This is a genomic window from Roseibium sp., assembly GCF_048260565.1.
Lineage (GTDB): Bacteria > Pseudomonadota > Alphaproteobacteria > Rhizobiales > Stappiaceae > Roseibium.
On sequence record NZ_JBLXGP010000004.1, the window covers coordinates 136,054 to 156,653 of the forward strand.

At 61.7% G+C, this 20,600-nt stretch carries 22 protein-coding genes; 17 read left to right on the plus strand and 5 right to left on the minus strand.

What is annotated here, in order from left to right; translation table 11 throughout:
* Positions 1 to 5: 5 nt before the first annotated feature.
* Complete coding sequence (locus ACN0SO_RS11545) at positions 6 to 1,229, plus strand: CobW family GTP-binding protein (protein WP_417677738.1); 1,224 nt, start codon at positions 6 to 8, stop codon at positions 1,227 to 1,229.
* A 3-nt stretch (positions 1,230 to 1,232) separates the two neighbouring features.
* Here ACN0SO_RS11545 and tesB read toward each other — a convergent pair whose 3' ends face one another.
* Entirely contained in the window at positions 1,233 to 2,099 is an 867-nt protein-coding gene (gene tesB / locus ACN0SO_RS11550; protein ID WP_417677740.1) for an acyl-CoA thioesterase II, read from the minus strand.
* Positions 2,100 to 2,231: 132 nt separating this feature from the next.
* Between tesB and ACN0SO_RS11555 the strand changes: the two genes are divergently transcribed.
* From ACN0SO_RS11555 to ACN0SO_RS11610, 12 genes are all read left to right on the plus strand, one after another.
* The gene (locus tag ACN0SO_RS11555; protein ID WP_417677742.1) at positions 2,232 to 3,470 is read left to right on the plus strand and encodes a ubiquinone biosynthesis hydroxylase; all 1,239 of its coding nucleotides are present in this window, start codon (positions 2,232 to 2,234) and stop codon (positions 3,468 to 3,470) included.
* 53 nt (positions 3,471 to 3,523) lie between these two features.
* A complete protein-coding gene (locus ACN0SO_RS11560; RefSeq protein WP_417677744.1) occupies positions 3,524 to 4,396 on the plus strand; it encodes an SDR family oxidoreductase in 873 nt (290 codons plus the stop codon).
* A gap of 74 nt (positions 4,397 to 4,470) precedes the next feature.
* Complete coding sequence (locus ACN0SO_RS11565; protein ID WP_346912141.1) at positions 4,471 to 4,668, plus strand: twin transmembrane helix small protein; 198 nt, start codon at positions 4,471 to 4,473, stop codon at positions 4,666 to 4,668.
* 14 nt (positions 4,669 to 4,682) lie between these two features.
* Positions 4,683 to 5,258 carry a cob(I)yrinic acid a,c-diamide adenosyltransferase gene (locus ACN0SO_RS11570; RefSeq protein ID WP_417677747.1) on the plus strand — a complete coding sequence of 192 codons (576 nt, stop codon included), beginning with the start codon at positions 4,683 to 4,685 and terminating at the stop codon, positions 5,256 to 5,258.
* A 37-nt stretch (positions 5,259 to 5,295) separates the two neighbouring features.
* Positions 5,296 to 5,985, plus strand: a complete 690-nt coding sequence (locus ACN0SO_RS11575; RefSeq protein WP_417677749.1) for a rhomboid family intramembrane serine protease — start codon at positions 5,296 to 5,298, stop codon at positions 5,983 to 5,985.
* Positions 5,986 to 6,399: 414 nt separating this feature from the next.
* Complete coding sequence (locus tag ACN0SO_RS11580; RefSeq protein ID WP_417677751.1) at positions 6,400 to 7,149, plus strand: electron transfer flavoprotein subunit beta/FixA family protein; 750 nt, start codon at positions 6,400 to 6,402, stop codon at positions 7,147 to 7,149.
* A gap of 22 nt (positions 7,150 to 7,171) precedes the next feature.
* A complete protein-coding gene (locus ACN0SO_RS11585) occupies positions 7,172 to 8,104 on the plus strand; it encodes an electron transfer flavoprotein subunit alpha/FixB family protein (RefSeq protein ID WP_417677753.1) in 933 nt (310 codons plus the stop codon).
* Positions 8,105 to 8,245: 141 nt separating this feature from the next.
* Complete coding sequence (locus tag ACN0SO_RS11590; RefSeq protein WP_417677755.1) at positions 8,246 to 9,127, plus strand: 3-hydroxybutyryl-CoA dehydrogenase; 882 nt, start codon at positions 8,246 to 8,248, stop codon at positions 9,125 to 9,127.
* Positions 9,128 to 9,154: 27 nt separating this feature from the next.
* Positions 9,155 to 10,633: a class I adenylate-forming enzyme family protein gene (locus ACN0SO_RS11595; RefSeq protein ID WP_417677757.1), complete on the plus strand. Its 1,479-nt coding sequence runs from the start codon at positions 9,155 to 9,157 to the stop codon at positions 10,631 to 10,633.
* Positions 10,634 to 10,709: 76 nt separating this feature from the next.
* Positions 10,710 to 10,913: a hypothetical protein gene (locus ACN0SO_RS11600; protein ID WP_417677759.1), complete on the plus strand. Its 204-nt coding sequence runs from the start codon at positions 10,710 to 10,712 to the stop codon at positions 10,911 to 10,913.
* Positions 10,914 to 11,159: 246 nt separating this feature from the next.
* On the plus strand, positions 11,160 to 11,420 hold the full coding sequence (locus ACN0SO_RS11605; RefSeq protein ID WP_417677761.1) for a hypothetical protein: 261 nt from the start codon (positions 11,160 to 11,162) through the stop codon (positions 11,418 to 11,420).
* 42 nt (positions 11,421 to 11,462) lie between these two features.
* Positions 11,463 to 11,669: a hypothetical protein gene (locus ACN0SO_RS11610; protein ID WP_417677763.1), complete on the plus strand. Its 207-nt coding sequence runs from the start codon at positions 11,463 to 11,465 to the stop codon at positions 11,667 to 11,669.
* Positions 11,670 to 11,683: 14 nt separating this feature from the next.
* On the opposite strand, the gene tlpA is transcribed toward ACN0SO_RS11610, so the two are convergent.
* Complete coding sequence (tlpA, locus tag ACN0SO_RS11615) at positions 11,684 to 12,346, minus strand: thiol:disulfide interchange protein TlpA (protein WP_417677765.1); 663 nt, start codon at positions 12,344 to 12,346, stop codon at positions 11,684 to 11,686.
* A 41-nt stretch (positions 12,347 to 12,387) separates the two neighbouring features.
* Between tlpA and argH the strand changes: the two genes are divergently transcribed.
* From argH to ACN0SO_RS11635, 4 genes are all read left to right on the plus strand, one after another.
* On the plus strand, positions 12,388 to 13,776 hold the full coding sequence (gene argH, locus ACN0SO_RS11620) for an argininosuccinate lyase (RefSeq protein ID WP_417677767.1): 1,389 nt from the start codon (positions 12,388 to 12,390) through the stop codon (positions 13,774 to 13,776).
* A 61-nt stretch (positions 13,777 to 13,837) separates the two neighbouring features.
* A complete protein-coding gene (locus tag ACN0SO_RS11625; protein ID WP_417677769.1) occupies positions 13,838 to 14,089 on the plus strand; it encodes a lipoprotein in 252 nt (83 codons plus the stop codon).
* 60 nt (positions 14,090 to 14,149) lie between these two features.
* Positions 14,150 to 15,424, plus strand: coding sequence for a diaminopimelate decarboxylase (gene lysA, locus ACN0SO_RS11630; protein WP_417677771.1), 1,275 nt, complete (start codon positions 14,150 to 14,152; stop codon positions 15,422 to 15,424).
* Positions 15,425 to 15,560: 136 nt separating this feature from the next.
* Complete coding sequence (locus ACN0SO_RS11635) at positions 15,561 to 18,128, plus strand: TIGR02302 family protein (protein WP_417677773.1); 2,568 nt, start codon at positions 15,561 to 15,563, stop codon at positions 18,126 to 18,128.
* 51 nt (positions 18,129 to 18,179) lie between these two features.
* On the opposite strand, the gene ACN0SO_RS11640 is transcribed toward ACN0SO_RS11635, so the two are convergent.
* The 3 genes from ACN0SO_RS11640 to ACN0SO_RS11650 are packed head-to-tail and all read right to left on the minus strand — an operon-like array spanning position 18,180 to position 20,150.
* Positions 18,180 to 18,575 (minus strand): response regulator, encoded by a 396-nt coding sequence (locus tag ACN0SO_RS11640; protein WP_417677775.1) that lies wholly within the window; start codon positions 18,573 to 18,575, stop codon positions 18,180 to 18,182.
* Between the two features lie 2 nt (positions 18,576 to 18,577).
* A complete protein-coding gene (gene hpt, locus ACN0SO_RS11645; RefSeq protein ID WP_417678220.1) occupies positions 18,578 to 19,141 on the minus strand; it encodes a hypoxanthine phosphoribosyltransferase in 564 nt (187 codons plus the stop codon).
* A gap of 1 nt (position 19,142) precedes the next feature.
* Positions 19,143 to 20,150: a zinc-ribbon domain-containing protein gene (locus ACN0SO_RS11650; protein ID WP_417677777.1), complete on the minus strand. Its 1,008-nt coding sequence runs from the start codon at positions 20,148 to 20,150 to the stop codon at positions 19,143 to 19,145.
* Between the last annotated feature and the right edge of the window lie 450 nt (positions 20,151 to 20,600).

Genomic DNA, 20,600 nt, shown 5'->3' on the forward strand with positions numbered 1-20,600 from the left:
GTCCCATGACAACATCCCCTGCCGACGCCGCACCGGAAGCACCGCGCCGCGGTCCCAAGCCGCCGATCCCGCTGTCCGTCATCACCGGATTCCTGGGATCGGGCAAGACCACCCTTCTGAACCGGATCCTGAAGGACCCGGCCATGGCCGATACGGCGGTCATCATCAACGAATTCGGCGAGATCGGCTTGGACCACCTGCTGGTCGATCAGGCCAGCGACGGTATCCTGGAACTGTCCTCCGGCTGCCTGTGCTGCACCATTCGCGGCGACCTGGTCACCACGCTGGAAAACCTCCTGAGACGCCTCGACAACGGCCGCATGGACCGGCTGGCGCGGGTGGTGATCGAAACCACCGGCCTCGCCGATCCGGCACCGATCCTGCACACGGTCATGCTGCATCCCTATCTGGTCATGCGCTACCGGCTGGAAAGCGTCGTCACCCTGGTCGATGCGGTCAACGGCCTGGAAACGCTCGACACCCACGAGGAGGCCCGCCGCCAGGCGGCCGTCGCCGACCGGCTGGTCCTGACCAAGACCGATCTGATCGAGACGCAGGACGCGCGTGAAGGACTGACCGCCCTGAAGGAACGCCTTGCCCACCTTAATCCCGGTGCACGGCTGCTCGACAATCAGGCCGACGAGGCAACGCCGGACCGCCTGTTCGATGCCGGCCTCTACAATCCGGACACGAAAATACCCGATGTCGCCAAATGGCTGAATGCCCAGGCCTACGAAGCCGCGCACGATCATGCTCATGGGCATCACCATGATCACGATCATCACGGACACCATCACCATGGACACGGCCACGATCATCATGGGCATGACGTGAACCGGCACGATGACAAGATCCGCGCCTTTACCCTGTCCACCGACCGGCCGGTGTCAGCTTCCGCGCTGGAAATGTTTCTCGATCTGCTGCGCTCGGCGCACGGACCGAAGCTGCTCAGGGTCAAGGGCATCGTCCAGATTGCCGAGGATCCGGATCGTCCGGTCGTGATCCATGGCGTCCAGCACGTCTTCCATCCGCCGGCAACGCTCGAAGGCTGGCCCGACGACGATCACCGCACGCGCATGGTCTTCATCACCTACGACCTGTCGGAAGGCTTTGTGCGCAAGATGTTCGAAGCCTTCTCCGGCGCACTCTTGCCGGATACGCCCGATCCGAAAGCGATGACCGACAATCCGCTGGCGATTTCCGGTTTCACCAGCCCGATCCGTAATTAGGAATCACGGTTTCGTTCTGAGCCGCATCAGGCCTTCCTGAGTCGTGGACGCCACCAGCCTGCCGTCCAGATCGAACAGGGAGCCGCGGTTGAGGCCGCGCGCGCCGGAGCTCGACGGGCTGTCGCAGGAGTAAAGCAGCCAGTCATCAGCCCTGAACGGCCGGTGGAACCACATGGCGTGGTCGAGGCTCGCGCATTGAACCCGGTCGCTGAAGACCGACAGGCCATGAGGATGGAGCGCCGTATCCAGCAGCGTCATGTCGGAGGCGTAGGCAAGCACGCATTGATGGATGCGCGAATCGTCCGGCAACGTGTCGGTCGCCCGGACCCAAACATGCTGCATCGGAGGCAGCGGCTTGTCGGAGAAATAATGGGTCAGGTCGACGGGACGCATTTCGATCGGACGTTCCCGCTCCCAGTATCTGCGCACGTTTTCCGGCGCCATTTCGAGGAATTTCGCCTTCAGCTCCCTCTCGCTCGGCAGGTCTTCCGGCTTCGGCACATCGGGCATCTCGACCTGATGCTCCATGCCTTCTTCCATCACCTGAAACGAGGCCGACATGGAGAAGATCGCCTGGCCGTGCTGGATCGCCACCACACGTCGGGTGGTGAAACTGCCGCCATCGCGAATCCGATCGACTTCGTAGATGATCGGAACCGACGGATCGCCCGGGCGCATGAAATAGCCGTGAAGGGAATGCACATGCCGGTCTTCGACCACCGTTCTGGAGGCCGCCACCAGCGCCTGCCCGATAACCTGACCGCCGAACACCCGCTGCCATCCGACTTGTGGGCTGCGACCACGAAACAGGTTGTGCTCCAGCGGCTCCAGGTCGAGAATTTCAAGAAGTGTATCAATGGCCGTGTTCATCGGCGCGATCCCTGCTAAATAAGACAGTCGAAGCAAATGTTGATCGCCATATGGGGATGGCGTGCCCCTGAGATGGGCGAGCCGCGGCACATAAGTCAAGCTGCCCTTAAGGAACGGTCCGGGAGACGGATAATGGTAAAAACCGCCAAGAATACCGAAATGCAGGACGTCGTCGTCGCTGGCGGCGGCTATGTGGGTCTGTCGCTCGCACTTGCGCTCAAGCAGGCCGACCCCACCCTGAAAATCGCCGTTATCGACCCCAAACCGACCGAAACCCTTGCGAAGGACCCAAGAGCTTCGGCCATCGCGGCCGCGGCCTGCCGCATGCTCGACCAGCTCGGTGTCTGGAAGGAGATCCTCCCCTCCGCCCAGCCGATCAACGAAATGATCGTGACCGACAGCAAGCTGCGCGATGTGGTCCGGCCGGTGTTCCTGACCTTCGACGGAGAAACGGCCGAAGGCGAACCCTTTGCCCACATGGTGCCGAACGGCGCCATGTTGCCGGCGCTTTACGAGGCTGCCGCAAGTGCCGGCGTCGCCTTTCATGCCCCCGACAGCGCCGAAACCTTCCATAACACCAACGATCATGTTTCCCTGGACCTGGCGAGCGGTCGGACCCTGTCGACCCGCCTTCTGATTGCCGCCGACGGCGTCCGCTCGAAGTTGCGCGATCTTGCCGGCATCCGCACCGTTTACTGGGATTACGGCCAGTCCGGCATCGTGACCACTGTCCGGCACGAGCGGCCGCACAACGGCCGCGCCGAAGAACATTTCCTGCCCGCAGGTCCCTTCGCGATCCTGCCTCTGCCCGGCAACCGCTCGTCGCTGGTCTGGACCGAACGCACCGCCGACGCAAAACGGCTGGTGGCCAGCGACGATTTCACCTTCGAGATCGAGCTGGAGCGCCGCTTCGGCCATCATCTGGGGAAAATCGAACTCGACGGGCCGCGTCACGCCTATCCGCTGGGCCTGCGCCTTGCCCGTGACTTCGTCAAGCCGCGTTTCGCCCTCGCCGGCGATGCGGCCCACGGCATTCACCCCATTGCCGGCCAGGGCCTGAACATGGGCTTCCGCGACGTGGCCGCCCTGTCGGAGGTCCTGATCGAAGCGCGTCGCCTGGGCCAGGATATCGGGGCGCTCGACGTTCTGGAACGCTATCAGCGCTGGCGCCGGTTCGACACGTTCCAGATGGGCGTGGTCACCGACGTGCTCAACCGGCTGTTTTCCAACGACAACGACATCCTCCGTGGCTTCCGGGATTTCGGACTGGGTCTTGTCGACCGGATGCCGGGCCTTAAAACGCACTTCATCAAGGAAGCCGCCGGATTTGCCGGTCCCTCCCCGAAACTGCTATCAGGTCAGCCCCTGTAGCTCCCGTTGCGTTTTCCAGTTGTCACCTCCTTTGAAGCGATCGACGCCCGCGCATGTCTGACGATCTCTTGATGTACAGAAAACCCCGGACGCTCCTGATCACGGGATGCTCGTCCGGGATCGGCGAGGCTGCGGCGCATCTGATGCGGGGGCGGGACTGGCGTGTTTTCGCCACGGCACGCAAGGTCGAGGACGTGGACCGTCTGAAGCAGCAAGGCTTCGAGGCCTTCCGTCTGGATTACGAGGATCCCGACAGCATCATGAATGCCGCCGATTCGGTCCTGGAGGCCTGCGACGGAAAGCTCGACGCCCTGTTCAACAACGGCGCCTATGCGGTGCCCGGCGCCCTGGAAGACATGCCCGTTGCCGCCCTGCGCACCCTGTTCGAAGCCAATTTCATCGGCTGGCACGATCTGACCCAACGCATCATTCCCTCCATGCGGCTCAACCGGAGCGGCCGCATCGTGCAGTGCTCCTCGGTTCTGGGGCTGGTCGCCCTGAAGTACCGGGGCGCCTATACGGCGTCCAAATTCGCGCTCGAGGCCTATACCGATACCCTGCGCCAGGAGCTTTGGGGGACGGGAATTCACGTCAGCCTGATCGAACCCGGACCGATCGACACCCATTTCACGCAGAATGCCCTTGCCAATTTCGACCGCTGGATCGGACTGGAGGCCATGAAGGCGTCGCCCCATCGCAAATCCTACGAAAAGCGGCGCAAACGCATGGAGAAGGGCGAACCCGGACCGTTCAAGCTGCCGTCTTCCGCCGTGGTCAAACGCCTGATCCATGCGCTTGAAGCCAAGCGGCCGAAACCGCGTTATTATGTCACGATACCGACGACGGTCATGGGTGTGGCAAAACGGCTGCTTCCGACGAGACTCATGGACCGGGCTTGTCTGGCCGCTGCGAAGTCTGAGGAGTGATCCGATCCTCTCGCCGGCCCTATCTCTGAACCGGACACATTTTCGGCCGCGCGCGGTCAGATACAGGAATGGAAATGGAAACTCTCTATAACGCTCTGGTGCCGATCGGCATGGCGGCAGTCACCATCGTGCTCCTGCTGGGAATCTGGAACATGCTGCGGGGCGGTCCGGGCAACCGCTCGCAAATGCTGATGCGCTGGCGCGTCGGACTGCAATTCATCGTCATCGTCGTCATCATGACGGGGATTTATTTCTTCGGACCCGCGCACTAGGGGCATTCAGGCACATGGTCGTTCTGAACAAGATCTACACCAAGACCGGTGACGACGGCACGACCGCGCTCGGCACCGGAGAACGCCGGCCGAAGAACGATCTGCGCATCGAGGCCTACGGCACGGTTGACGAAACCAATGCCATCGTCGGCATCATCCGGCTGCACACCGCCGACGGCGCGGCCGACGTGGATGCGATTCTCGGCCGGATCCAGAACGACCTGTTCGATCTCGGCGCCGACCTCGCCACGCCGGAAACGGATGAGGACCTGGGCTACGAACCGCTCCGCCTGACCGACGGCCAGGTCAGCGCCCTGGAAGAGGCGATCGACCGGCTCAACGCCGATCTGCAGCCGTTGCGTTCATTCGTTCTGCCCGGCGGCAGCCCGGCTGCGGCCCATCTTCATCTGGCCCGCACCGTCTCGCGTCGGGCGGAACGCCTGATGGTCAAGCTGCAGACCCGCGAAAAGATCAATCCCTGCGCCATCCGCTACATGAACCGTCTGTCGGACTTCTTTTTCGTCGCCTCGCGATTCCTGAATTCGAAAGGCGACGGCGACGTGCTATGGGTTCCCGGTCAAAACCGCTGAACATGTGAGTATACCGCGGTTTCGAGGGGAGCCGCCGATGTTCATACCGTTGCACGACCACAACACGATCAAGCACGTTTACAAGCCGTTCGTGAACTGGGCTCTGCTCGCCGCGAATGTCTTCGTCTTTGTGGTCATCCAGCACGCCGGCATCGGCGAGGCGGCCACCATTTCCGATTACAGCTACGGTCTGATCTCCAGCGTCCTGTTCGACATGAAGGATCTGACGCCGGACCTGCAGGCGGTTCCCGATGCCGCAACTCTGGTCACTTACGCCTTCCTCCATGGCGACTGGATGCACCTGATCGGCAACATGCTGTTTCTGTGGGTCTTCGGTGACAATGTGGAAGACGCCATGGGCCACGTCCGCTACCTGGTGTTTTATCTCGCTTGCGCCGCGGGCGCCGGCTTTGCCTATGCGCTGAGCTCCTACGGCTCGGACGCGCCGCTGATCGGCGCCTCGGGCGCGACGGCCGGCATCATTGCGGCCTATCTGATGCTTCATCCGCATGTGAAGGTCTGGGTGCTTGCCCTCGGCCGGATCCCCTTGCGCCTGTCCGCCCGCTGGGTGCTGGGCGCATGGATCGTTCTGCAATTCTATAACGTGGTGATCGACCAGGAGACCAACATCGCCTGGTCCGCCCATATCGGCGGATTGATTACCGGATCGATCCTGGTGCTTGTGCTGCGCAGGAGAGGCGTACCGCTGTTCGACAAGGGAGTTTGACTGTGCTCCAAGATCGGAGCCTATAACTGCGGCCTATCGCCGGCCATCTCCGAAACCTATGGATGCTTCTGGTCGCTTATGCTGCGCTTCACGCCGGTTTTCAGGCCCGAATACGGTGTTTACCTGCCCATAATGAGGAATTGGCACGCCGGTCGGTCCCGGCTATGGTCCCGGCCGTGGAATGGAGCGGATGTTTGCAGGGGCCGAATTGACAGCCACGGGAAGTCAGAATGAAACCCGATTTCGCAAACTTACGCAAAGCCATCGTTGACACATGAACGACAGGTGATTACCGTCCCGCGTCATGCGCCAGGATTGGCCGAAAACTGCAGTTTATGACCCTTTGTCCCTGCGATGGCGAAGCCGAATGATGCGGTGCGGCATCCCTGCCCACCCAGCGGAGGTTGAAACCTTATGAAAATCCTAGTGCCCGTAAAGCGGGTGATTGACTACAATGTTAAAGTCCGTGTGAAAGCGGATGGTTCCGGTGTTGATCTTGCCAACGTCAAGATGTCGATGAACCCTTTCGACGAGATCGCCGTGGAGGAAGCCCTCCGCCTGAAAGAGGCCGGCAAGGCGGAAGAAGTCATCGTGGTTTCCGTCGGCCCGCAACAGGCGACCGAGACCCTTCGCACGGGTCTGGCCATGGGCGCCGACCGCGGCATTCTGGTCAAGACGGACGAAACCACCGAGCCGCTTGCGGTCGCCAAGATCCTGAAGGGCATCGTCGAGGCGGAAGAGCCCGGTCTTGTGATCCTCGGCAAGCAGGCCATCGACGATGACTGCAACCAGACCGGCCAGATGCTGGCCGCCCTGCTCGGCTGGGCCCAGGGCACGTTCGCGTCCAAGGTCGATCTCGGCGACGGTACGGTCGACGTGACCCGCGAAGTCGACGGCGGACTGCAGACGATCAAGCTGAAGATGCCGGCCATCGTGACCACGGACCTGCGCCTCAACGAGCCGCGCTATGCGTCCCTGCCGAACATCATGAAGGCGAAGAAGAAGCCGATCGACGAAAAGGCCCCGGCCGACTTCGGCGTCGACACCGCGCCGCGCCTGACGGTTCTGAAGACCGCCGAACCGGCAGCTCGCCAGGCTGGCGTCAAGGTTGGTTCCGTGGCCGAACTGGTCGACAAGCTCAAGAACGAAGCAGGCGTCCTTTAAGACGCGCCCAGGGAGAAAAATCATGACAACACTTCTTGTGGCCGAACATGCCGGCGGTGCGCTCAACGATGCCACCGCCAAGGCCCTGACCGCTGCTGTCGCCCTTGGTGGCGACGTTCATGTGCTGGTTGCCGGCAAGGATATCGGCCCGGTCGCCGAGGCTGCCGCCAAACTGACCGGTGTCGCCAAGGTTCTGACCGCGGACAGTGCCGACCTCGCCCACCAGCTCGCCGAGCCGATGGCGTCCCTGATCGTGGAGCTTGCCGGCGGCTATGACGCCATCGTCGCGCCGGCCACCGCCAACGGCAAGAACATCCTGCCCCGTGTCGCGGCCCTGCTCGACGTGATGCAGATCTCCGACGTCATCAAGGTGATCGACGCGGACACGTTCGAGCGTCCGATCTACGCCGGTAATGCCATTCAGACGGTGAAGTCCGGCGATCCGAAGAAGGTGATCACCGTCCGGACCTCGACTTTCGCGGCTGCCGAGGAAGGCGGATCCGCATCGATCGAGGCAGCGTCCGCTCCTGCGGCTTCCGGCCTGTCCGACTTCGTCGGCGAGGAACTGTCCAAGTCCGACCGCCCGGAACTGACGTCTGCCAAGATCATCATCTCCGGCGGCCGTGCGCTCGGCTCGGAAGAGAAGTTCCAGGAAGTCATCATGCCGGTGGCCGATGCGCTGGGTGCCGCCGTCGGCGCGTCCCGCGCCGCCGTCGATGCGGGCTATGCCCCGAACGACTGGCAGGTCGGCCAGACAGGCAAGGTGGTCGCTCCGGACCTTTATATCGCCTGCGGTATTTCCGGTGCCATCCAGCACCTGGCCGGCATGAAGGACTCGAAGGTGATCGTGGCCATCAACAAGGACGAGGAAGCACCGATCTTCCAGGTTGCCGACTATGGCCTGGTCGCGGACCTCTTCGACGTTCTGCCGGAGCTGAAGGCTGCCGTCGAGTAGACGGCGGAACATTATGCATACTCTCCCTTGGGCGGAAGTAACGATTTCCGCCCAAGGGTGCTTGCCGTTCGGCATTATACTTGCCAAAAATAGCCCGGCAGGACATCCGAACGGACTGTCACTCAAGGATCGGAATGGACGATGGTGGTCGAAATCAAGAAAGTCGGTGTGATTGGAGCTGGTCAGATGGGCAGCGGAATCGCCCATGTCTGCGCTCTGGCCGGGTTCGACGTGGCCTTGAGCGATCTCTCCATGGAGAAAATCGAATCGGGCCTCGCATCGATTAACGGCAACATGGCCCGGCAGGTTCAGAAAGAGCAGATTTCCGAAGAGGTTCGGACATCGGCCCTCGACCGGATCACGCCCGCCGTCGATCTCGACCTGTTGGCCGATGTCGATCTCGTCATCGAGTCCGCCGTCGAAAACGAACAGGTCAAGCGCAAGATCTTTTCCCAGCTTTGCCCGATCCTGAAACCGGAAGCGATGCTGGCGACCAACACCTCGTCCATTTCCATCACCCGCCTTGCGGCCTCCACGGACCGGCCGGAACGGTTCATCGGTATCCACTTCATGAACCCGGTTCCGCTGATGGAACTGGTCGAGCTGGTGCGCGGCATCGCAACCGAAGACGAAACCTTCGATGCGGCGAAAACCTTCGTCGACCGTCTCGGCAAGCAGATCGCGGTTGCGGAAGATTTCCCGGCCTTCATGGTCAACCGCATCCTGCTGCCGATGATCAACGAAGCCATCTACACCCTTTACGAAGGGGTCGGATCGGTGGAATCGATCGACAAGGCCATGAAGCTCGGCGCGAACCATCCGATGGGCCCGCTGCAGCTGGCCGACTTCATCGGTCTCGACACCTGTCTGTCGATCATGCAGGTGCTTTACGAAGGCCTCGCCGATAGCAAGTACCGGCCGTGCCCGCTTCTGGTGAAATACGTCGAAGCCGGCTGGCTGGGCCGCAAGACCCAGCGCGGCTTCTACGATTATCGCGGCGAAACTCCGGTTCCGACCCGCTAAGGCCTTCAAGGCCGGACAGAGCCCTGAATGAATCTTGCCCGCTATTGCCTGACCAACGCATCGCCCGCTCCCGGGGCGGGCGCGTTGGAGGTGGTCGGCCCGAACGGCGTCCAGAAAGAACTCTGGACTTATGGCGAGATTGAAAGAACCATCCTTTCCGTCGCCGGCGGACTGACTGAAAAAGGTCTGAAGCGCGGCGATCGCATCCTGCTTCGGCTTGGCCATTCCAGCGACTTTCCGCTGGTCTTCTTCGGCGCGATCGCCGGCGGCTTCATCCCGATCCCGACCTCCGAAATGCTGACCGCGGCGGAAGCGACCGCAATCCTTGAAGACAGCGCCGCAGCCGCCGTCATCCACGACGGGCGCACGGCCCTCCCCCGGGGCAACTCCCTGATCCTGGGTCCGCAGGACCTGTTGGCGCTCAAGGCGTTCGAAGGCGGCGACTACGCGGATACGACAGCCGACGACCCTGCCTTTCTGATCTATACCTCCGGCACCAGCGGCACGCCCAAGGGCGTCCTCCATGCCCAGCGCGCCGCCATCGGGCGCACGCCGATGTACAAGGGCTGGTACGGCATCTTCTCCGCCGACCGGCTGCTGCATGCCGGTGCCTTCAACTGGACCTATACGCTCGGCGTCGGCCTGATGGACCCCTGGGCCAACGGCGCCACCAGCCTGGTCTACGACGGTCCTCGCGACCCGGAAATCTGGCCCGGCCTCATCGAAAGCTGCAAGGCGACGCTGTTTGCCGCCGTCCCGAGCCTGTACCGGCGCCTGTTGAAATACGGCGATGTCGACACGGGGTCGTTTCCGTTCCTGCGCCACGGCCTGACTGCGGGTGAAGCCCTGCCGGCCGGTCTGCATGACGAATGGGTCGAGCGCACCGGACGCCCGCTCTATGAAGCGCTCGGCATGAGCGAGATCTCCACCTACATCTCCAGCGGCCCCTCGGTTCCGACCAGGCCCGGATCGCCCGGAAAACCCCAGACCGGCCGGAAAGTCGCCATCCTCACTGAGGACGGACAGGGCGAGGACTTCGCCGCGATCGATGAGCCTGGCCTTCTGGCGGTGCACGAAAGCGAAACCGGCCTGATGCTCGGCTACTGGAACCGCCCGGAAGAAACGGCAGCCGCCTTCCGGGCCGGCTGGTTCCTGACCGGCGATCGGGCGCGGGCGGATAAGGACGGTTACTACTGGTACGAAGGCCGCGCCGACGATCTCATGAACGCCTTCGGCTACCGCGTGGCGCCGGAAGAAGTCGAACGCACCCTCAGCGCGCACCCGGACGTGCTGGAGGTCGCGGTGACGGCCATGCCGGTGCGCGAAGGCGTCAGCCTGATCACCGCTTTCGTCGTCCCCAGAACGCCGGGCCGGCATGACGAAACCACTCTGGCCGCCTGGGCGCACGACCGGCTCGCGGAATACAAACGTCCGAAAGCCTATCGCTTCGTCGCCTCCCTGCCGCGAACGCCCTCGGGCAAGATCCGCCGAAAGGCACTGATTTAATGTTTCCGATAATCTATTGTTTACCTAGTCTTAACGGCCTTTAACCTAAAAACGGACGAACCCGTTGGAGACCGGAATGGACAGTACTGGCATTGCCGCGACCTACGCGGTCACGTCGCAGGCGCAAACACAGCAGGCCCTTGAGGCGCAAATGATGAAGATGGCAGCAGCCCAGGATGCGAGTGTCGTCGCGCTGCTTCAGTCCGGAGCCGAAAGCCTGGCGCAAACGACCAGCGCTCCACCACCCGGAATGGGCAACGGGGTCGACGTGACCGCCTGAGACATCCCGATCCGGAAAAGCATCAAAGCCGTTCAAATGAACGGCTTTTTTTATGCGCTTCTGATTGAAGTTATTTTCCTTCAAAAGCATAAACTTACCCAAAGTTCGATAAAATTTTATTCAAATATTAAATTAGAAGAGAACATATAATGAAGCTTGAAAACCAATATATTCCCGCCTTTACCTTTATTTACTTCTGATCGCTTTAAATAACTGGCAAGTCGGTTCCAAGAAGTGGAAAGAACGATGCCGGAAGGAATTGGATACGGCCCGCAGGCCGCTTCCGCCTCTTCTGCGGCGACGTCGCAACGCCAGAAGGTGGCGGAACAAATTGAACGGATCAGCGCCCGCAAGGAAAGAACCGTAGCGGAAGTCGTCCGGAGACAGGCGGATTTCAGCGCAAACAGGGCTGAAAACCTGACGCGGCAAGCCGAGAAGGCTCAAAACCGCGTCGAGTCCCGCGAAGCTCAACAAGGTCTGGGTCTCAGACTGGACGTCAGCGTCTGAAAAAGAGCGCGCACTCCCGGCGCGCCGAACAGGAGAAGAAACATGGATAGCGTTTCCAGCGCAGGCTCGTCTGCCGCTCAGGCCGCCAGCATCCGCAGTGAACTGGCCACCAACGCCATTCGCGATGCGAATGAGCAGGAACGGGCGGTCGCGGATCGGGTCGAAGACGCCCAGTCGACCGAACAGGAAGCCCGCCGCGAGCAGCGGCAGATTCCCGGTCTCGGTCAGGCAGTCGATATCACCGCCTGACGCTTCGAAATCGATTAATCGGCCTTCGTCTTCAAGGCGGCGGTCACAAGTGCCTTGGCCTCGCCGGATGCCCATTCGGCGGGGCCATACATTGTTCCGATCTCGCATCCGGAAGGTCCGACCAGAATCGTTGTCGGCAGGCCTGTCGCCCGGGCCTTCGCCTTGAGATCCTTGAGGATGCCGTTGCTGGCATCGCTGTAGTAATCGAGGCGGCTCACGCCGATTTCCTTCCAGAAGGCCTTCGGCTTCTCCGGACCGCCCCGGTCCACGTTCACCGCGACCACCTGGAAATCCTCACCACCCATGTCCGCCTGAAGCTCGTCGAGCGCCGGCATTTCCTTCCGGCAGGGCGCACACCATGTCGCCCACAGGTTCAGGAGTATGGTGCGGTCCTTGAAATCGCCGATGCTGACCGGATTTCCGTCCGGATCGTTGAAAGTCAGCTCCGAAAGCGCAAGCGGGCGCTCCGCGGGACGAAAGGCCGCGACCTCGCCGGTGGCAAACGGCGCGGTCTTTTCCGCAAGCGCCATTTCCAGCGCGCAGCTTTGCGTATCGTCCGTGTTGCCATGCGGCCCGACGATCACGTATACCGCCGCAAGTACGGCGGCTGTGCCGGCAATGCCTGCGGCGATCAGACGTCGATTGGAGCGTTGTCCGGGTTCGGGCGGCTTGGTCATTCTTCAAAACCTCGCAAGGGGCGTGATTAAAGGGACAGGGCATGAGCAATCGCATGTGGGGCGGCCGGTTTGCCGAAGGACCGGATGCCATCATGGAGGAAATCAACGCCTCCATTGATTACGACCGCAAGCTATATAGGCAAGACATTGCCGGATCGAAAGCCCACGTGCGCATGCTGGCGGCCTGTCAAATCGTCACGCAGGACGATGCAGACAAGATCGTTCAAGGTCTAGACACGATCCTGTCAGAAATCGAACGGGGCGAATTCAAGTTCTCCCGCGCGCTCGAAGACATCCATATGAACATCGAGGCGCGCCTGGCCGAACTGATCGGCCCCGCGGCCGGCCGGCTGCACACGGCGCGGTCCCGCAACGACCAGGTGGCGACCGACTTCCGGCTCTGGGTGCGCGACACGCTCGACACGCTCGATGAACAGCTCACCGACCTGATGCAGGCTCTGGCCGAAAAGGCGGAAACCCATGCCGGCGACGTCATGCCCGGCTTCACCCATCTCCAGTCCGCCCAGCCGGTGACCTTCGGCCATCATCTGTTGGCTTATGTGGAAATGTTCTCCCGCGACCGCGGCCGGGTCCGCGATGCCCGCAAACGCATGAACGAAAGCCCGCTCGGTGCCGCGGCCCTTGCCGGAACCTCCTTCCCGATCGATCGCCACGCGACCGCGAAAAGCCTCGGCTTCGACCGTCCGACGGCCAATTCGCTGGATGCGGTCTCCGACCGGGATTTCGTGATCGAGGCGCTGGCAGCGGCCTCGCTCTGCGCCATGCATCTGTCGCGCCTGGCGGAAGAAATCGTCATCTGGTGCTCGGCCCAGTTCGGCTTCATCAAGCTGTCGGACAAATTCTCCACCGGCTCCTCGATCATGCCGCAGAAGAAGAACCCGGATGCCGCCGAACTGGTGCGCGCCAAGACCGGGCGGATCTACGGCTCCCTCCAGGCGCTGTTGACCATGATGAAGGGCCTGCCGCTCGCCTATTCCAAGGACATGCAGGAAGACAAGGAACAGGCCTTCGACGGCCTGGCCAGCATCTCTTTGGCCCTGGCCGCCATGACCGGGATGGTGAAGGACCTGGAGCCGGTCATCAAGACGATGAAAAAGGCCGCAGGGTCCGGCTATTCGACCGCGACCGACCTGGCGGACTGGCTGGTTCGCGTTCTCGGACTGCCGTTCCGTGACGCCCACCACGTCACCGGCCGGATCGTCGCCATCGCGGTGGAGAAGAACATCGAACTGCACAAGGTTTCTCTTGAAGACATGCAGGCGGTGGAACCGAAAATCACGGCCGAAATCTTTTCGGTTCTGTCTGTCGACAAGTCGGTCCGGAGCCGGACCAGTTACGGCGGCACCTCGCCCGTCAACGTCCGCAAGCAGGCGCGCCGCTGGCTGAAAGACCTTGCCCGCGGCAAATAACGCACCGAAGGGTGAAATCGGCCTTGCCGAGCGACAGCGCCCGTGCGAGGAAAAAGATGAAATGCACGAAGTGAGCAAAGGGGCGACCATAACCATGCATCGCGGATCCAAGGCGCTGTTGTTGTGTGCGCTCGCGCTCACGCTGGCACTGGGCGGCTGCGGACGGCGTGGCGCCCTGGATGTCCCGGGAGCCCCCGCGGCGACGGGAACGTCTGGCGAAGCCGGACAGATCGACCCGGCCGGCCCGGCACCGGAGCAACAGGACGTCAAACCGGCAAGAGACAGCTTTCCGCTGGACTTCCTGATCAGGTAGCCGCAGCAACCACGCAACGCCCCTGCGCCTTCGTGCCCCTGGTTTATTCGAGGACATCCCTTGCACCATTTCGATTATAAAAACGGCGCACTCCATGCCGAGGACGTGCCGGTCGAAAAGATCGCGGCCGAAGTCGGCACGCCGTTTTACTGCTATTCGGCTGCGACGTTGACCCGTCACTACAACGTCTTTGCCTCGGCCTTCGGGGATATCCCCTCGCTTGTCTGCTATGCCATGAAGGCGAATTCGAATCAGGCCGTGCTGGCAACCCTGGCGCGCCTGGGCGCGGGCATGGACGTCGTCTCCGAAGGCGAGCTGCGCCGTGCGCGCGCCGCCGGCGTTCCGGGCGAGAGGATCCTGTTTTCCGGCGTCGGCAAGACCGAAGCCGAACAGGCCTATGCCCTCGATCAGGACATTCTCTGCTTCAATGTGGAATCCGAGCCGGAACTGATCCAGCTGTCACGGGTGGCGAGCGAAAAGGGCAGGACCGCGCGGGTGTCCCTGCGCATCAACCCCGACGTGGACGCCATGACCCACGCCAAGATTTCCACCGGCAAGGCGGAAAACAAGTTCGGCATTCCCTGGCAGCGCGCCCGTGAAGTCTACCACGAAGCCGCTGAACTGCCGGGTATTCAGGTGTCCGGCATCGACATGCATATCGGCTCGCAGATCACCAAGCTGCAGCCGTTCGACAATGCCTTTGCCCTTCTTGGCGAGCTGATCACCGATCTGCGCGCGGAAGGCCATGCCATCGATCACGTCGACCTGGGCGGCGGTCTCGGCATTCCCTACATGACCGACAACGAACCGCCTCCCCACCCGGACGCCTATGCGGAGGTGGTCAAGAAGCACGTCAAGCGCCTCGACTGCCGGGTCATCTTCGAGCCGGGCCGGCTGATTGCCGGCAATGCCGGCATTCTGGTGACCAGCGTCATCTATGTGAAGGAAGGCGCGGACAAGACCTTCGTCATCGTCGATGCGGCGATGAACGATCTGATCCGCCCGACCCTTTACGACGCCTATCATGAAGTGCGTCCGGTTCAGGACCTGACCGCCCGGACCCGCCGAATCAAGGCGGATATCGTCGGACCGGTCTGCGAAACCGGGGACTACCTGGCCCATGACCGGGACATGCCGGAAATCAGGGCAGGGGAAATGCTGGCCGTCTATTCCGCCGGCGCCTATGGCGCGGTCCAGTCGGGCACCTACAATTCACGCCTGCTCATTCCCGAAGTGATGGTAAACGAAGACCAATTCGCCGTTATCCGGCCACGGCCGAGCTACGACGAGCTGATCGGCCTGGACCACCTTCCCGACTGGCTCAAGAATTCGTGATCCCCGGGTTTTCCACTTAGTTGTTTCGACAACTTGCCGGAACCTCTCAATTGCCCCAGTCTAGACGGTAACATGTCCCTGCGCGGAAAGAGCGTATGGTCGGGGTACGATGGGGGGACAAACCGGAGGCACCCTGTTGGAGCAAAGCGGCAAACCGGAATCTAAAACCCGTCCGGCCGATCACGGCCTGACCAGGGCCCAGGTGGATGCGAAGCTGAACAGGCTCGTTTTCCGCAGCCGGATAGCCCTGCTCGTCGAAACCATCTGGCGCGCCTCCCTGCCTCCCCTTGTGGTTCTTGGCTTTTTCATCGGCCTGTCCTGGATCGGCCTGTGGCTCTACCTGCCGTTCTGGGCACGGCTGATCGGTATCGCCGGCTTTGCCGCCCTGTTTATCTGGTCCTGCCGCGATCTGCTCGCCGTGAAATGGCCCTCCCGCGAGGCGGCGCTGCACCGCATCGAACGCGACAGCGGGCAATCGCACCGGCCTCTGACCGCGATCGAGGACGATCTGTCCTCCGGTGAGAACAATCCGGAAACCGCCGCGCTATGGGCCCTGCACAAGAAGCGCATGATGCGCGCCCTGGCCGCCATGCGCACGCGCCTGCCCGATCCGCGGGCCTATCGCCGTGACCCCTACGCCCTGCGCGTTGTCGCCCTGATCCTGGTGGTCATCGGCTTTGCCTCGACCGGCGGCCAGCGCTGGGAACGCCTCGGTTCCGCCTTCCGCAGTCCGATCGATTTGGAAGAAATTGCAAGCCGGCTCGATGCATGGGTGACCCCGCCGCTCTACACCAGCGAGCCCCCGGTCTATCTGACCGGAGACAGTGCCGCGCTCAGAGATCCCGGCTCTGCCATCGGCATACCGGAAGGTTCGGTCCTTGTGGTGCGCTCCCAGGGCGAAACCGGCCTGTCCATGCGCTTCGTCAGCGATATTTCCGGCGAAGCGCCCATACCCGTTGAACCGGAAGCGGAAAACGGCGACCCGGAATCCGGTCTTCCCGTTGAGCGACGGCTGACACTGGCGGACTCCGGCCGCGTCGACATGCTGAAAGACGACACCGTCGTCCAAAGCTGGGCCTTCCAGGTCAAGCCCGACGAACCGCCGATGATTCGCCTGGACAACGACCCGGAAGAACAATTGAGCGGCGCGCTGAAGTTTTCCTATCTGGTCAAGGACGACTATGGCGTGGTTGCGGCCGAAGCCGGCATCAGCCCGGTTCCCGGCACGTCCGCAGGCACGAAGACACCGCGTCCGCTGGTCGAGGCACCGCAGTTCCCGCTGTCGCTTCCGGCCTGGACCGGGACGGCAAAGACCGGGGAAACGATCCGGGACCTGACGTCCCATCCCTGGGCAGGCTCCGAAGTCAATCTCATACTAACCGCACGCGATGAAGCGGGGCAGGTCGGAACCTCCGCACCGCACCGCTTCAAGCTGCCTCAGCGGCTCTTCCGCAAGCCGCTGGCGCGCTCGGTGGTCGAACAGCGCCGGGATCTGGCGCTTGACGCCAACAACATCGAGCGGGTGCTGATCGCCTTCGATGCCCTGATGCTTGCTCCGGACGTCTTCAACATGGAGACGCGTACCTATCTGGGGATGGATTTCGCCTACCGCCAACTGGTCAAGGCCAGAACCGACGAGGATCTGAAGGACCTCCTGCCACTTCTGTGGGATCTGGCGCTGACCATCGAGGACGGCGACCTGTCTGTCGCCGAACGCAATCTCCGCAACGCCCAGGAAGCGCTTCGCAAGGCTCTGGAAGAAGGTGCCAGCGAGGAGGAGATCGCCAAGCTCACCCAGCAGCTTCGCGAAGCCCTCAACGAATACATGCAGGCGCTGGCGGAACAGATGCGCCGCAACCCGCAGGTCATGCAGCCGTTCAATTCCAATCAGCAGACGCTCAGCCAGCAGGACCTGAACGAAATGCTGAACCGAATCGAGGAACTGGCCCGCACCGGGTCGCGCGACGCCGCCCGCGAATTGCTCGCCCAGATGCAGCAGATGCTGGAAAACCTGCAGGCCGGCCGGCCGCAGATGATGCAGGACCAGATGACCAGCGAAATGATGCAGATGCTCAATGAGCTCGGCAAGATGATCCAGCGCCAGCAGCAACTGATGGATCAGACCAACGAGTTCAACCGCGACCAGCAGCGGCAGGGCAAGCAGAGTCAGCAAGGCCAACAGGGCCAGCAGGACGGCCCGGGCCAGCGGATGACGGAAGAACAGCTGGGCAAGCTCCTGGAGCAATTGCAGCAGAGCCAGGGCGACCTTGCCGAGCAGTTGCAGCAACTCATGGACCAGCTCGCCCAGAACGGCATGGGCGAAAACAAGGAACTCGGCGAAGCCGGGGAGTCAATGGGCGAGGCGGAACAGTCGCTCGGCGAGGGCCAGGGCGAACAGGCCGTCGGAGAGCAGGGCAATGCGCTCGACGCCCTGCGCCGCGGGGCTCAGGGTCTCACCGAGCAAATGATGAACCAGGGTCAGGGCCCCGGAATGGCGGAAGGCCGAGGACCGAGCGACGAGGATCCTCTCGGCCGGCCGCGACGGACCGATGGCGCGGATTTCGGCAATCGCGTGAAGGTTCCTGACGAGATCGATGTCCAGCGTGCCCGCCGTATCCTCGAAGAACTGCGCCGTCGGTTTTCCGATCCGTCACGGCCGAAACTCGAACTCGATTATCTGGAACGGCTCCTGAAGCGGTATTAAAGAAAAAAGCCCCGGAATCGCTTCCGGGGCTTTTTAAAATGTCCGTTCGGATCAGGCGTAGTAGCGGGTTTCCTCATGCGCCGTACCGGACAGCGCATTGCGCACGGCACGGCGGATATCGGCAAGAGAAAACGGCTTGGTCACCACATCGCGGACGAGTTCGTCGAGACCGTTCGCCCGTTCACGCTGATCGGCAAAGCCCGTCATCAGGAGGATCGGCATGTCGGGCCAGTCGCGCGCCGTGTGCAGCGCCAGCGCAATCCCGTCCATGACCGGCATCTTGATATCCGACAGGAGCAGATCGAACTCGCCCTTTTCCCGGGTCAGAACCTCGACCGCCTCGCCACCGTCTTCGACGGCTTTCACACTATGGCCATCCAGTTCCAGAGCCCGTTTTACAAAGCTCCGGACGGCTTCGTCATCTTCCGTCAGAAGGACGCGAGCCATGGTCACTCTCCTCTGGTTTCGCCGGCCGACATTTCGTCGTCCGGAACGACATATCCGATAAACGGCAACTGCCGCCACGCATGCCCCATATCCATGCCATAACCGACAACGAATTTGTCGGGGCAGATGAAGCCGACAAAATCCGCGGAAATGGCGGCTTTGCGGTTTTCCGGCTTGTCCAGAAGCGCCGCGATCCGTACCGACCGGGCGCCGCGCTTCGCAAGCCGTTCCTTGGCGAAGGTCAGGGTCCGTCCGGATTCCAGGATATCATCCACCAATATTATATCCCGCCCGTTAACGTCGCTTTCCACATCCCGCAAAATACGGATCTCTTCGGACCCTTGCGTGCCGGCGCCGTAGCTCGACAGATGCATGAACTCCATCTCCGGGGTCAGTCCCGCCCGGTGCATCGCCCGGACAAGATCGGCCGCAAATATGAAACTTCCCTTCAGCACGGCCACCACCAGGAGGCGTTCCGGCCTCGTATCCGCGATCTCTGCGGCGAGGGCGTCAACCCTGGCGGCGATGGCATCTTCGTCAAAGAGCGTGTTTATAGTGACAGTCATCTTACTCAAGTATTACCTGTTTCCGGCCGCGGTCGATAAAGCGAACCATGATATCCGACGCGCCGTCCGGCGGGTTCGACAGGATGGTCCTGAACCGGGTTTCATCCAGTCCTTTTAACATGGTTGTCCGCGGTTCCACGGTCCAGGCATAAATTTCCTGCAGATCCGTCCCGCGAATCGACAGCCTGACGGCGGGAACCGATGTCTGTTCCTCTCCGATGTTGCGGATCGTTCCTTCCACGACAAGAACCGGCTTTCCTTCGGCGACCTCCGAAAATGTCCTCAAGTCCCGGAATTCGAGACCGCGCAGATTGACGTCCAGACCGACGAATTCAAACAGGCTCGCCAGGTCCGGCGCGTCCCGGACGATCTGATCGCGGATCAGCACCAGAAACGCGCAGATCGCGACGGCCGCGCCAAACAGGCCAACTCCGGCGATACGCCGGTAATTCCGCCGTGCCAGCCATTTCAGGACCGGACCGATCACACTCCGCTTGAACTTGTTCGGATTGACGATAATCTTCGGACGCTTTGCCAGTGTTTCGATGTCCACCGGCGGCTTTTTCGGATCCTGCTCGTCGTCGTCGTCATCGTCGTCTTCTGACGGCAGAGTTTTCCGCGGCTCGGGCGCGGGCTTGGAACCGGCCGGTTCTTTCCCGGCGTCTTCCTCGTCCTCGTCTTCGTCCTCTTCCGAGAAGCCGTCGCCGGTACCGGCGCCGTTCAGGCCGGCGTCCCGGTCATCGCCCTCGTCCTCTTCGTCCGCAGCCTCCCCTGAAAATTCCTTTTCATCAGCCGCGCGCATTTCATCGGCCTCGTCCTCCACCCAGTGGGCTTCGTCCGGATCGCTGGATGGCGAATCGGCCTCCAGCTCGAGGTCTTCCTTTGACTTCTTGGGGCTGACGAACCATCGGTTGCCGCAGCGCGCACATTTGACGCTACGCCCTTCTTCGCCAAGAATCTCGGGCTTGATGTCGTAGGCAGTCTTGCAGTCGGGGCATTTGATCTTCATCCGAGAAGACCCTTCGCCTTATGTGTTGTGAGGGCTTTCAAGTGTAGCCGATCTGGTCGAAATTTCGGTACAAATTCCGGTCAGGCAACATATCCACACACTCCGACCTTCAGGCTGTAGTTACCAATTAACGCTTGGCAGCGTTGGGCTAGAATCGTTCCTGAAAAGGAGAAAAGCGCAGGAAAGTGTGGCCCACTTTCGAGCATTTTCGACGCCTTCAGGGGCGATTTTGGCTCAACCCCGAAGGGGCCACAGGAAAAAACGGCCATTTCCGCGTCGTTCGTCGTCGAATATGCCCCGCATATCCTCCTCCTCACTCCTAAAACTGGCTCATTTTTCCTGTAGCGATGCCAACCGTTAATTTGTAACTACAGCCTATCGTTTCTAAAGGACCTTTATATGTTTAATGAAGCGTTAACGGGACCGCGGTAGCGTGTGCCGGTTTCAGGA